General features: G+C 58.5%; 11 protein-coding genes and 1 pseudogene. 11 read left to right on the plus strand and 1 reads right to left on the minus strand.

Features of this window, described 5'->3' with window-relative positions:
• Nucleotides 1–51: 51 nt before the first annotated feature.
• Nucleotides 52–1,710: a PAS domain-containing sensor histidine kinase gene (locus LPU83_RS69055; RefSeq protein WP_024315146.1), complete on the minus strand. Its 1,659-nt coding sequence runs from the start codon at nucleotides 1,708–1,710 to the stop codon at nucleotides 52–54.
• Nucleotides 1,711–1,975: 265 nt separating this feature from the next.
• Between LPU83_RS69055 and LPU83_RS69060 the strand changes: the two genes are divergently transcribed.
• From LPU83_RS69060 to LPU83_RS69110, 11 genes and pseudogenes are all read left to right on the plus strand, one after another.
• Nucleotides 1,976–2,932, plus strand: coding sequence for a helix-turn-helix domain-containing protein (locus LPU83_RS69060; protein ID WP_157997403.1), 957 nt, complete (start codon nucleotides 1,976–1,978; stop codon nucleotides 2,930–2,932).
• An 87-nt stretch (nucleotides 2,933–3,019) separates the two neighbouring features.
• Entirely contained in the window at nucleotides 3,020–3,892 is an 873-nt protein-coding gene (locus LPU83_RS69065; protein WP_024315148.1) for a helix-turn-helix domain-containing protein, read from the plus strand.
• Between the two features lie 313 nt (nucleotides 3,893–4,205).
• Nucleotides 4,206–4,448, plus strand: a pseudogene (locus LPU83_RS69070) (hypothetical protein); the annotation flags it as partial.
• Between the two features lie 126 nt (nucleotides 4,449–4,574).
• Complete coding sequence (locus LPU83_RS69075) at nucleotides 4,575–4,862, plus strand: XapX domain-containing protein (protein ID WP_024315150.1); 288 nt, start codon at nucleotides 4,575–4,577, stop codon at nucleotides 4,860–4,862.
• A gap of 90 nt (nucleotides 4,863–4,952) precedes the next feature.
• Nucleotides 4,953–6,830 (plus strand): amidohydrolase, encoded by a 1,878-nt coding sequence (locus tag LPU83_RS69080; protein ID WP_024315151.1) that lies wholly within the window; start codon nucleotides 4,953–4,955, stop codon nucleotides 6,828–6,830.
• Between the two features lie 10 nt (nucleotides 6,831–6,840).
• A complete protein-coding gene (locus tag LPU83_RS69085; RefSeq protein WP_024315152.1) occupies nucleotides 6,841–7,293 on the plus strand; it encodes a DoxX family protein in 453 nt (150 codons plus the stop codon).
• Nucleotides 7,294–7,297: 4 nt separating this feature from the next.
• Nucleotides 7,298–8,203 (plus strand): hypothetical protein, encoded by a 906-nt coding sequence (locus LPU83_RS69090; protein WP_024315153.1) that lies wholly within the window; start codon nucleotides 7,298–7,300, stop codon nucleotides 8,201–8,203.
• A 67-nt stretch (nucleotides 8,204–8,270) separates the two neighbouring features.
• Entirely contained in the window at nucleotides 8,271–9,671 is a 1,401-nt protein-coding gene (locus LPU83_RS69095; protein ID WP_024315154.1) for an alginate export family protein, read from the plus strand.
• 271 nt (nucleotides 9,672–9,942) lie between these two features.
• Nucleotides 9,943–10,785 (plus strand): alpha/beta fold hydrolase, encoded by an 843-nt coding sequence (locus tag LPU83_RS69100; protein ID WP_208247368.1) that lies wholly within the window; start codon nucleotides 9,943–9,945, stop codon nucleotides 10,783–10,785.
• Between the two features lie 102 nt (nucleotides 10,786–10,887).
• Nucleotides 10,888–11,568, plus strand: a complete 681-nt coding sequence (locus LPU83_RS69105) for a YoaK family protein (RefSeq protein WP_024315156.1) — start codon at nucleotides 10,888–10,890, stop codon at nucleotides 11,566–11,568.
• Between the two features lie 31 nt (nucleotides 11,569–11,599).
• Nucleotides 11,600–12,700: an MBL fold metallo-hydrolase gene (locus LPU83_RS69110; RefSeq protein ID WP_082321354.1), complete on the plus strand. Its 1,101-nt coding sequence runs from the start codon at nucleotides 11,600–11,602 to the stop codon at nucleotides 12,698–12,700.
• Nucleotides 12,701–12,790 lie beyond the last annotated feature (90 nt).

Genomic DNA, 12,790 nt, shown 5'->3' on the forward strand with positions numbered 1-12,790 from the left:
TCGACGGCTGATGACGTCGTTTGTCGTGCTGGCCTTCTCGCCAGTCGGCTCTCAAGCCTTTTGCGCCTGGCGGGCTTGCCCAGCTTCACTTAGAGGGGTGTCTTTCGGCGCATCCAGAGTGTCCAGGAGGCAACGCGGCAGCGAGATCTCGACGACCGCGCCGTTGCAGTCAAGCCGGTTGCGAATGGAGATCGACCCGCCATGGGCGGTGACGATCGACCGGCATATGGCAAGGCCAAGACCCATGCCGCTCGGCTTGGTCGTGGTGAAGGCCTTGAACAGGCTATCACCGACCTGATCGCCAAGGCCCGGTCCGCTGTCGATGAATCTGAAGGTGACTTCGGAATCGCGGGACTCGGTTTCTATCGTCAATATGCGATGTCCGGCTGGTGTAGCGTCCATCGCCTGCATGGCATTGCTGATGATGTTGAGGAAGGACTGTTGCAACAGGATGCGATCGCCCCGCGTAATCATCGCTTCAGCTGCCGGATTAAAGATGACGCGCGTACCATGGGTACCAAGTTCCGGCTGTTTCAGGCGCAAGGCGTCTAAGATCGTCGCCTCGATCGCCACTTCGCCGGTTTCAGACTTGGCCTTGCCGAGTAGCATGTGCACACGCTTGACGACATTTGCCGAATGCTCGGTCGCCGACAGCGCGTCCTGCAGCGCGAGCTTGGCTTCTACCAGGTCCGGCGTTTTCCGGTCGAGCCAGCGCTGGGCGGCCTGAATGAAGCTTATAGTGGCCGACAGCGGCTGGTTGACCTCGTGGGCGATCGAGGCTGATATTTCGCCGATCATTGCAACGCGCGAGGCATGTTCGAGCTCGCGGCGCGAATGTTCCAGCGCTTCCTGAAATTCGAGGCGTTCGGTGATATCGACGATGCTGCCTTGAATCCGATCGAGACCCTCACCATTCGGCGGAAAGCTAAGGGCGACGATGACGGGGATCAGGCGACCTTGACGAGTTCGCACTTTCGTCTCCGCCTGAAAGGTCGGATGCCCCTCGTCGATCGCGACCAAACATTGCGCGAAGCTCTCATCATTTTCCGGCAGGAAGCTGTCGAGATGCGTAAAGAACTCTTCTTTCGTTGGGACCCCCATCAATGTCAACGCCGTCTGATTCACATCGGTTATGCGCACTTTCCGGCGGGCGTTGATAACAAAGTCCGGATGATCGGCAATGTAGCGGCGGACGTCTTGAACGCCCCGATCGCGCAGTCCTTCGAGCTCCTCCTTCACCTCGCGAAAATCATGCTCCCAGATCGCAACCGCCAGCGTCTCGAATATGGTGCGGTAACGGTGCTCGCTCGCCTTCAGCGCCGCTTCAGACGCCCGTCGCCTGGCGATGTCGATACCACGCCGAAGCAGGAGCAGGGTGGTGACGCCGTTCGCTGCAAGGCTGAACAAAAGTCGGAGCCACGCTTGGGTTTCGGCGTTGAAACCGTGAACATAAAGGAAGGCGGCGACGGTTAGGCCAGCACAGATCGCCGATGAGCGCTTGATCGCGGCGCTATCACCGAGTTCGCTGGCAAGCACAATCACCAGGACATAGAGAACAGCAACGGCGCTTCCGAGCGTTGTGAAGGCATCGACCAGGAAGATGATCAGACCAATCGCTGCCGCGCCGGCGAGACGGCAGCGCTGCAGCATCCTTACGGACGTGAAGTCACTACCGACGTTCTGAGATTGATATGCCGGTTCGATATTCAACCCCTAATTCCATTATGGGCGCACGCGCCTAGAACGTCCATGCGACGACGAACGCTCGCCATAATGGCGCGCCCTTGCAAGCCGTTCTTGAAGAATGGTCTCCTATTTTGCACGATTGCGGCTGTATTCTATTTGCCCGGGCCGATGGACTGCAGGAAGGAGGATTGTACAATGGAAAAAACCTTGTACAGGCTATGGCTTAGGACAGCAGATAAACCTGTCAATTTATCATGTCTGCGTTCGTAGACTATGTCAGCCGCAAGCGTTGGCGCTGCAAGTCCCGGCGAGGAGAAAATATGTGACCCGGATTTCTCAGTCCCTGGATGGCGTTGGACCTTATTTCGGCATTCCGAACGCGCCATGCTTGAAAACAGTGCCGGTGAGGTCGGCCCTTTTTTCCGTAACCAGAATCGATCGTGCCGTCGCCAATGGCGAAGTGGTCGAGATCGCAATGCCGCCCTCGGATTCTTATTTCCTGATGCTTTATCTGGAGAATACCGCTCACGCCGACATTGGGCGCGACGGTTCTCGATCACCGGTCCGTCGCTTTGCACCAGGAACGATCTGCCTTATCAACATGCGATATGGCGCTTCGATCGCACTCCATTCGAGTCTTTGCTCATTGGCCTTCACCTTGCCTCGGCCCCTTTTCGAGGAAGTGTCGCAACTCTCCACCGCGTCGTCGTTTCGAAGCCTGCACTGCCAGAGAGGCGAGCCCGACCCGGTCATCAGCAATCTTGGTATTGCGTTCGTTCCTCTCTTCGGCAACGGGCAGCTCGCGTCCTCCGCATTGCTCCAACATATGGCCGTGGCGGTTTGCGCGCATCTGCTGCACGACTATCATAGTCACGAAGTGGATTTGGAGGAAACCCATTTTACGGCCGCGGGGCTTCCTCTTGCCACCTGGCAGGAGGATGCGGCAAAGACCTTCATGCGTAACAATCTCGGTTCCGATCTTTCCATCACGGCCATAGCGGCGGCTACAGGTCTTTCAGCCAATCATTTCTCGCAACGCTTCAAGAAAACGACCGGGTTCACTCCACATCAATGGCTGTTGAAAATCCGTGTCGAGCGGGCTAAGGAAATGCTGGCAAATCGTTCTTACGCGCTGAAGGCGATTGCAGGCCAATGCGGCTTCTGCGATCAAAGCCATTTTACGAAGACATTTGTGCGACATACGGGCCTCACACCGACCGCTTGGCGAAGCGGATGGATCCATTAGTCGTTGCAGGCTTCTGCGAAAAAAATCGGTGCAATTTACCGCGGGACTTTTATAGTTGCGTGATCGATCATACGAGATGGGGATGTCGTGGATATTAACCCTGAATATTCGGCTGGTGGCGCGCTGGCGGCCTGCCAGTCCGTCCTGCAGGGATCGGCGGTGACCATCACGCGGCTTAACTATGACGGTCATGACCTACCGCCGCGCGCCGTGAACAAACGCATCGACGCCTTCAACGTCATCACCCAACTGGTCGATTTCTCGCATCATCGCTTGTGGCGCGGCGAAAATTTGGTCCATGACGGGGGCCACAAGCGAGGTACGCTTGCAATCACGGATCTGCGTGACGAATGGCGCTGCCACCATCTCTCACCATTCGACAACGTGCGATTCCAAATTCCGTTCTCTTATATCCGCCAATTCGCATTCGAGGTCGGACGACCCGAATTTACCCACATCCGCTGCCAGCCAGGCACCAGGGACGATGTGATCCTAGGTCTAGCCCAGGCGTTGCTGCCGGCATTCCACAATCCGAAAACAGCAAGCCAACTGTTCCTTGAGCAGATCGTACTCGCCATGATGACGCATCTCGCCCAGAACTATGGTGGGCTACATTTTCCGTCGCACCGAAAGGGGACGCTCGCGCCATGGCAGGAGAAGCGAGCGACGGAGTTCCTCTCTGCCCATGTCAACAGCCAAGTCTCGATCGATGAGGTTGCGGAGGCCTGCAATCTCTCACGGAGCTATTTCATTAAAGCCTTCAAGGAAACCTTCGGTAAACCTCCCTACCGCTGGTTGATCGAATATCGCGTCGCCCGTGCCAAGGATTTTCTGGCATCAGACATGCCGATTGCCGAGATCGCAACCGCCTGCGGATTTGCGGATCAAAGTCATATGACTCGGATATTCTCAGAAGTCGTGGGAGAGCCACCCGGACACTGGCGAAAGCATAGCCGTTGAATGACAGAGCTTTATGCTCATCCGGGAATTTCCTGAAAGACGCGCCAGTCTAATACTTGCCGAAATGCTGTTCTGCATCCTTTTGGCCGATCGCTCGGTGTTTTCTCGTCTCTTTCGTTCGTTTCGAATGCTGTCAAGGCGATGGCGCGCCGTGTCTGCGGTGTGATCGCACCACTTAACTATGCTGATCTGCTGCGTTCGCAGCACAATCGGAATATCCAAATGGCCAGACTTGTTAACAAGATGGCCGCCCGCTTCTCCTTCATATTTGCCTCGTCAACGCAATTCCGGTGTCTGAGCCGAGAGGGCAAATATGACCATCACAGCAACTCCGACGCCGAGCTCCAAGCTCGTCACCCCGATGGATCACACACTGATCATGATCGATTTCCAGTCGCAGATGTCATTTGCGACGAAGAGCATTGATGCGGTGAACCTGCACAACAATGCAGCGCTTGTCGCACATGGGGCCAAGGGTTTCGGGGTCTGGAACTGCAGCGCGACCGGGCACGCGCCGACATCTATGACCACCGGCATCGCCAAGAACTACGGCGGTTCCTACGGTCTCGGCATCATCTACGCCAAGACCACGGTCGGCGCCTCTAAAGCGCATTGAGCCCAAAAAACCTGATCATCCGCCGGCCCTGAACGGGACGGCCCTAACCTATTGGAGGGTGTACCCGTGAAGGTCTACCTGTTTTCTCTTGGTGCCGGCCTTTTGGTGGGCATCGTCTATAGCCTCCTGAATGTCCGGTCCCCGGCACCGCCCGTCGTGGCATTGGTCGGCCTGCTCGGCATACTGCTGGGCGAACAGATCCTGCCGCTGGCAAAGACCCTATGGAACAACGAGCCAGCAGCGGTTTCCTGGCTGAATCAGGTCAAGCCGCATGTGTTCGGCCACCTTCCTAAAGGCGACAATGGCGCCACGAAAGCGGCAGCCACGCCTGCAAAGAGTGAAATCGCAGGCTGACGCCGCCGCCTGGCACCATCTCGGCCGGCATCCAACCACTTTCGCTGCTTCATCACCGTCTCGGCCTCGGCCCAAACCGGAGAACCATCTATGACTGCAGACCTAATCCTCCATCATGGTCTCTTCACGACTCTCGACCGTGCCAATCCGACCGCCAGCGCCGTCGCGATCAAGGACGGCAAATTCCTCGCCGTCGGCCATGACTCGGAAATCATGGCATTGGCAGACCCCAAGACCAAGATCGTCGACCTCAAGGGCAAGCGCGTGTTGCCGGGACTGATCGACAACCATACCCACGTGATCCGTGGTGGGCTGAACTTCAATATGGAGCTGCGCTGGGACGGCGTTCGTTCTCTTGCCGACGCCATGGATATGCTGAAGCGGCAGGTCGCCATTACGCCGGCGCCCCAATGGGTCCGCGTCGTCGGCGGTTTCACTGAGCACCAGTTCGCCGAGAAGCGCCTGCCGACAATCGAAGAAATCAATGCGGTCGCTCCAGACACTCCGGTCTTCCTACTGCACCTCTACGACAGGGCTCTGCTCAATGGCGCCGCCGTGCGCGCTGTCGGCTATACCAAGGACACGCCGAACCCACCAGGCGGCGAGATCATTCGCGATAGCGCCGGCAATCCCACGGGACTGCTGCTCGCCAAACCCAATGCGGGCATCCTCTACTCCACGCTTGCCAAGGGACCGAAGCTGCCTCTCGAGTATCAGATCAACTCGACTCGCCATTTCATGCGCGAACTCAACCGTCTCGGTGTCACGGGCGTGATCGACGCCGGCGGTGGTTTCCAGAACTATCCGGATGATTATGCCGTCATCCAGAAGCTGGCCGACGAGAACCAGATGACGGTGCGGCTTGCCTACAACCTTTTCACCCAGAAGCCGAAAGGCGAGAAGGAAGACTTTCTCAACTGGACGAGCTCGGTCAAATACAAGCAGGGCAATGACTACTTCCGCCATAATGGCGCCGGCGAAATGCTGGTCTTTTCCGCTGCCGATTTCGAGGATTTCCGCCAGCCGCGTCCGGATATGCCACCGGAAATGGAAGGAGAAATGGAAGAGGTGGTTCGTATTCTTGCCGAGAACCGCTGGCCGTGGCGGCTGCATGCCACCTATGACGAAACCATCTCGCGCGCCCTCGATGTGTTCGAAAAGGTCAACCAGGATATTCCGCTCGAAGGCCTGAACTGGTTCTTCGACCACGCCGAGACGATCTCCGACCGCTCGATCGATCGCATTGCGGCTCTTGGCGGCGGCATCGCAGTCCAGCATCGCATGGCCTATCAGGGGGAATATTTCGTCGAGCGCTATGGTCTGGGGGCCGCGGAAGCCACGCCGCCGGTCGCCAAGATGCTGGAAAAGGGCGTCAAGGTCTCTGCCGGCACCGACGCTACCCGCGTCGCCTCCTACAATCCCTGGGTCTCTCTCGCCTGGATGATTACCGGCAAGACCGTCGGCGGCATGAGCCTGTACCCTCGTGCCAATTGCCTGGACCGCGAGACCGCTTTGCGGATGTGGACGGAAAACGTGACCTGGTTCTCCAACGAGGAAGGCAAGAAAGGTCGCATCGAAAAGGGTCAATTCGCCGATCTCATCGTGCCGGACAAGGATTTCTTCGCCTGTGCCGAAGACGAGATTTCCTTCCTCACATCCGATCTTACCATGGTCGGCGGCAAGATCGTATATGGGGCAGGGGATTTCGCCAAGTTTGATGAAAGCCCTCTGCCGCCGGCTATGCCGGATTGGTCCCCGGTGCGCACCTTCGGCGGTTACGCGGCTTGGGGCGAGCCCGAAGGTGCGGGTAAGAGGTCGCTTCGCAGAACAGCAATCTCGATGTGCGGTTGCGCCAACGACTGCAACGTCCATGGTCACGATCATGCCGGCGCCTGGACCGCCAAGCTGCCGATTTCAGACCTCAAGGGCTTCTTCGGTGCGCTCGGCTGTGCCTGCTGGGCCGTGTGAGGGGGCGAATATGACAACCGTCTCGCGACAAACCGCAGCTCAACCGGCAATGCTCCGTATTATAACCTCGGCTCCCTTGCGCTTCCTTGCGCTCGCCGCGCTGTGCTCGGCCTATATTCAGGGACCGCTGGTCAAGATCGTGGATTTCCCCAGCGCCATTGCCGAAATGAACCATTTCGGGCTTTCGCCGGCGCCGGTCTTCGCCATCATCGTCATTATCTTCGAGCTCACCATGTCGGCGCTCGTGCTTTCCGGCATTTATCGTTGGGCGGCTGCATTCGCACTGTCCGGCTTTACCATCATGGCCACACTACTTGCTCTTCGCTTCTGGGTATTGCCACCGGGGATGGAGCGCTCCATGGCGATGAATGGCTTCTTCGAACATCTCGGCCTCGCTGGCGCGTTCATTTTCGTAGCGCTGGTCGATATTGCTTCCCGTCATCCTGTCAAAACGAAAGTCTGAGGACATGAGATCGAGCCTTTTTACAACTCTAAGTCTGGTCGCCACTCTTTCCATACTGCCGGCGGCAGGCGAGCTGGCGCTGGCACGAGAAAACACGTCACAACTCGGCGTCGCCCCCCAATACGACACAACGCATGTCTACGTCGATCCAAGGGCGGCCGACGAGTTCACGAAGAGCTTCCTCGGCACCTTTGGCGGCGAGAGCACCAAGCAGGTCACCGTGACGGTGACACCGACACCTAGTACTACGACATCCCAGCTACTGCAGACGCCGTTCGGCACCGTCTCGCTGTTCGGTTTCACAACACCGATCCCCTATCCTTTCGGATCAGAGCGGACAGGCTATCTGGTGCGCGACATGGACAAGGCATTGTCCGCCGCTCGGGCCGCCGGCGCGATCGTGCTTGTGGACAGGTTCCCGGATCCGATCGGCCGCGACGCCGTGATCCAATGGCCGGGCGGCGTCAACATGCAGCTCTACTGGCACAACAAGCAGCCGGATTACAAACCGTTCGCGACCGTGCCAGAAAACCGCGTCTACGTATCACCGGATGCCGTGTCCGCCTTTGTAAAGGCATTCCTCAGCTTCTCCAAAGGCAAGGTCATCTCAGACGGCCGCAAAGCGCCGGGCATCGAGATCGGCCGTCCGGACGACAGCTACCGCCGCATCCGTATCTCCTCGATCTATGGCCGTATGATCGTCCTGGTCACCGATGGACATCTTCCGTACCCCTACGGTCACGAAACGACGGGTTACGAGGTTTCCGACCTCGCCACCACGCTGGACAAGGCCAAGGCCAATGGCGCCCGGTTGATCGTAGATCCCTATCGTGCGGATGACCGGCAAGGGGCGATGGTGGAATTCCCTGGCGGTTACGTCGCTGAGATCCACGCTCCTCTTGCACATTGATTTTGCCACAGACCCGATGCCGCCGTTCAGGCGGCATCGTCTTTCCTCACATTCTCCGGAGACTGCCATGCAAGCGCATCCATTCCTGTCGCTGCTTGCCGCGACCGTCCTTGCCGCGTCTGGCGCGGCAGCCGACGAGGCCGACGGCAACGCCAAGCGCCCGGCGATCAAATCCAATCGCTGGCAGGAAGACTGGTCGGTGCTCGCTGATCCTGCCTTGCGCACGCAGCCGCTCGACGCTCTCAAATACGTGCCCTTGTCGGCTATTGATCCTGAAAGCTATATTTCCTTTGGCGCGACTGTGCGGGAACGGTTCGAGTCCAACCACACGCCGAGCTTCGGCATCGGGGGTGCAGGAGGTGATAGCTATGTCATCGAGCGCGCCCAGTTCCATATCGATCTTCACCTCTACGACGACTGGCAAATATTTACCCAGTTCGAAGACGACCGCGCCTTTGGTAAACAGGATATCGGCCCGGCCGATGCCGACAAGGTGGATCTGCGGCTGGCGTTTATCGGGTATTCCCACGATTTCGATGCCGGCACCTTCAAGGCCCGGATCGGGCGGCAGGACTTTGCCTTCGACCTGCAGCGCTTTGTCTCTTCGCGTGACGGTCCGAATGTGCGTCAGTCCTTCGATGCCGTCTGGGCGGATTGGGAAACCGGGCCTTGGCGGTTCCTTGGCTTTGTTAGTCAGCCAGTGCAATATTCGGACGAACAGGCCTTCGATGACACATCCAACGGGGCCTTCCGGTTCAGCACGCTTCGTATCGAAAGACAGGTGTTCGGCACAAACGAACTCTCGGCCTATTGGTCGGTCTATCATCGCGACGCCGCCCACTATCTCGATGGGTCGGGCGAAGAGGATCGCCAAATCTTCGACACGCGTTTTGCCGGTAATGCGGCCGGTTTCGACTGGGATCTCGAGGGCATGGGTCAGCTCGGAACGGTCGGCAACAAGGACATTCGGGCTTGGGCTGTGGGCGCGCGTGCCGGTTACACATTCGAGGATCTTGGTTGGTCGCCGCGGATCGGCCTGCAGTTTGACGCGGCGTCCGGAGACAGCCATCCCGACGATGGGACGCTCGGAACGTTCAACCCGCTGTTTCCGAATGGCTATTACTTCTCGCTTGCGGGTTATACCGGTTACGCCAATCTCATTCACCTGAAGCCTTCCATCACGGTGAAGCCGACCGACCAACTGACGATCACCACCGCCATCGGCCTGCAGTGGCGCCAGACGGCGGCCGATGCAATCTATGTGCAGCCGAACCAACCGGTGTCCGGCACAGCGGGCAAGGGCGGGCGGTGGACGGGCGCCTACGCACAGCTGCGTGCCGATTATGCCTTTACGCCGAATCTTTCGGGCGCGATCGAGGCAGTGCACTTCGAGGCTGGCAACGCCATCCGCCGTGCCGGCGGCCATGACGGCAACTATCTCGGTGCGGAGCTGAAATTCTCCTGGTGATGATCAACCCTTGGAATATCCAAACATCTCTCAAATCGACAAGAAGGGTATTGCGGGCGCGCGTTAGACAGGTGTTCAGAATTGGCTGGTGCAACGATCGGCCATTCTCGAAGAAGGGCCATCCATGCCAAATGATTTAGAATTCTTTCTAGCCCGCCGTCATGTGCTCCTCGCCGGGGCTCTCATCCCGGCGGCCATGGTCATGCCGTCGCTTGCTCTTTCGAAAAACAAAGCCGCCCCAATAGCGGGCCATTCAACAGGAATGTCGTACATGACTGATAATTTCGTCGAGACAAAAGACGGCGTGCGGATCTACTACAAGGACTGGGGTCCGAAAGACGCTCAGCCTATCGTTTTCCATCACGGCTGGCCGTTGTCCTCCGACGACTGGGATGCCCAGATGCTGTTCTTCCTTGGGCACGGCTATCGCGTCATCGCCCATGACCGTCGCGGTCACGGCCGGTCGGCGCAGGTGAGTGGCGGTCATGACATGGACCACTATGCAGCCGACGCGGCGGCAGTATTCGAGCATCTGAACCTCAAGAACGCCGTTCACATCGGCCATTCGACCGGAGGCGGCGAAGTCGCCCGCTATGTCGCCAATTTCGGCCAGCCGCAAGGCCGAGTGGCCAAGGCCGTTCTCGTCAGCGCCGTCCCGCCGCTGATGCTGAAAACTGACGCTAACCCCGGCGGCCTGCCAATGGAAGTCTTCGACGGGATCCGCAAAGCGGTTGCTGATAACCGAGCGCAATTGTTCATCGATTTCCCCTCGGGCCCATTCTATGGCTTCAACCGTCCGGATGCTAAAGTCTATTCGGGTGTTATCCAGAATTGGTGGCGGCAGGGCATGATGGGTAGCGCGAAGGCTCATTACGATGGCATCAAGGCGTTTTCGGAGACCGACCAGACCGAAGATCTGAAGAAGATTACGGTGCCAACACTCGTCCTGCATGGAGACGATGACCAGGTTGTGCCGATTGCCACCTCTGCCGAGTTGTCGGTCAAGCTGCTGAAGAACGGCACCCTGAAAGTCTACAAGGGCTACCCGCACGGCATGCTGACCACACATGCCGATGTGATCAATCCGGACTTGCTCGCCTTCGTAAAGGCCTGATGGTTCGAATGACGGCCTGCCGCTTCGATCGAGGAAAAACGGCAGGCTTTTCGGTCGGGATGCCCTGGGGCATCCCGGGACAATCCATGGGGGGCCTATGTTATGAGAATCATCCCACTTTCCCTTCTTCTTAGCCTCAATGGCGGCTATGTCGACACCGTCGGCTTCCTGGCGCTCGGGGGCTTGTTCACCGCCCATGTGACGGGAAACTTCGTGACGCTTGGTGCATCTGTTGCCATGGGGACGGGCGGTGGGCTCGCTAAACTGCTCGCGCTGCCGATGTTCTGCGTGGTTGTCTTCTTGTCGCGGAGCATCGGGCTTTTGTTGCAGCAAAAAGGGTTGCCGGTCTTGCGGCCGCTATTGGTCGGCAAGTTCATCCTGCTCATTGCGGCCTTCGCCCTCGCCCTCGTCTATGGACCGTTCGACAATGCCAATAGTGGCACGACGCTTGCAATCGGTATGGTCCTCGTAGCCGCCATGGCGATCCAGAACGGGCTCCACCGGGTTCATCTTGCAAAATCGCCGCCTTCAACACTGATGACGGGTACCACCACGCAGATCATGCTCGACTTGGCGGACCTCGTGGCCGGAACGGGCGGCGAAGACAAGTCTGCCGCCATCGCCCGTTTGAAGCGGATGAGCCTGAGTGTCCTTGTGTTCGCGCTCGGCTGCGCGCTTGCCGCGGCAGCCTACATCCTGTCGCCGATATGGTGTTTCGCCGTGCCCGTCATCTTTGCAGCCCTTGCCTTTGTGGCGAACGTAGCGACGCCCGAGGGCGATTGAGACTTCAACTTCAAACATCGAGGACTATAAGATGGGTATCGACATCAATTCATCGAGCACCGCTCGCACCGCCGCGCGGAAGAACCGGAGATCAGTAGATCTGTTCGACGTGCTGATCTCCTTGGTGTTGGCCCTGGCGGTCTCTATCCTGCTTGCATTTGCGTTTGAACTCGCAGCTGAACCGGCGAATGCCGCGGCCCCCAAAGCCGGCACACAGCCGCCTGCCTTTTACCGGATCGCTCTTGGGCAGTTTGAAATCACGGCGCTGACTGACGGCACTCATCCGTTTCCGGTGCACACGGTGCTGACGAAATCCGAACTGTCCGCGGATGGCAAGGTCGTTCCACTCGACGAGGCGTCACCGGGTGAGGCGGATGCATTGCTTGCCGAGCGCAAGCTTGTCGCGCCCGTCGAGGGCTCCATCAATGCCTTCCTCGTCAATGCCGGTTCAAAGCTCATCCTGATCGACAGCGGGGCTGGCACGCTCTACGGGGAGTGCTGTGGCCATCTGATCGACAATCTCAAGGCTGCAGGCTACCAGCCCGAGCAGGTTGACGAAATCTACCTCACCCATCTCCATGCCGACCATGTCGGTGGTATCGCGCCGAACGGCAAGATGGCCTTTCCGAATGCCGTGGTGCGCGTCAGCAAGACGGATGCGGACTACTGGCTGAGCGATGCGAACGAGGTCGCGGCACCCGCGTTGCTGAAATCGATGTTCGAGCGGGATAAGGCCTCGCTTAAGCCTTATATCGACGCCGGCAAGTTCAAGCCGTTCGACTATGGCGCGGCGCTCGTTCCCGGTATCACACCCTTGCCCGGCCCCGGCCACACGCCCGGTCACAGCTTCTTTGCCGTGGAAAGTAATGGCGAGAAGCTGCTTTTATGGGGTGACGTCGTTCATGTCGCGCCGGTGCAGTTCCCGGATCCACACGTCACTGTCGCCTATGACAGCGACGCAAAGGAAGCCGAGAGCGAGCGTGTGGCGATCTTTTCAGATGCGGCCCGCAACGCATATTGGATCGGGGCGGCGCACATTTCTTTCCCGGCGCTCGGGCATGTCGGTGCCCATGACGGCCGGTTTGAATGGATTCCTGCAAATTACGAGGCTGGTCCCGTCAAGACCAAGTGATTGACCCACAGATACTGGCATTGGCGCGGAGACCGTCCAAACAGGAACGGGACGTACAAGAAGCAATCCAGGCTGGGCGTATCATGACCG

Source organism: Rhizobium favelukesii (genome assembly GCF_000577275.2).
Classification (GTDB): Bacteria; Pseudomonadota; Alphaproteobacteria; order Rhizobiales; family Rhizobiaceae; genus Rhizobium; species Rhizobium favelukesii.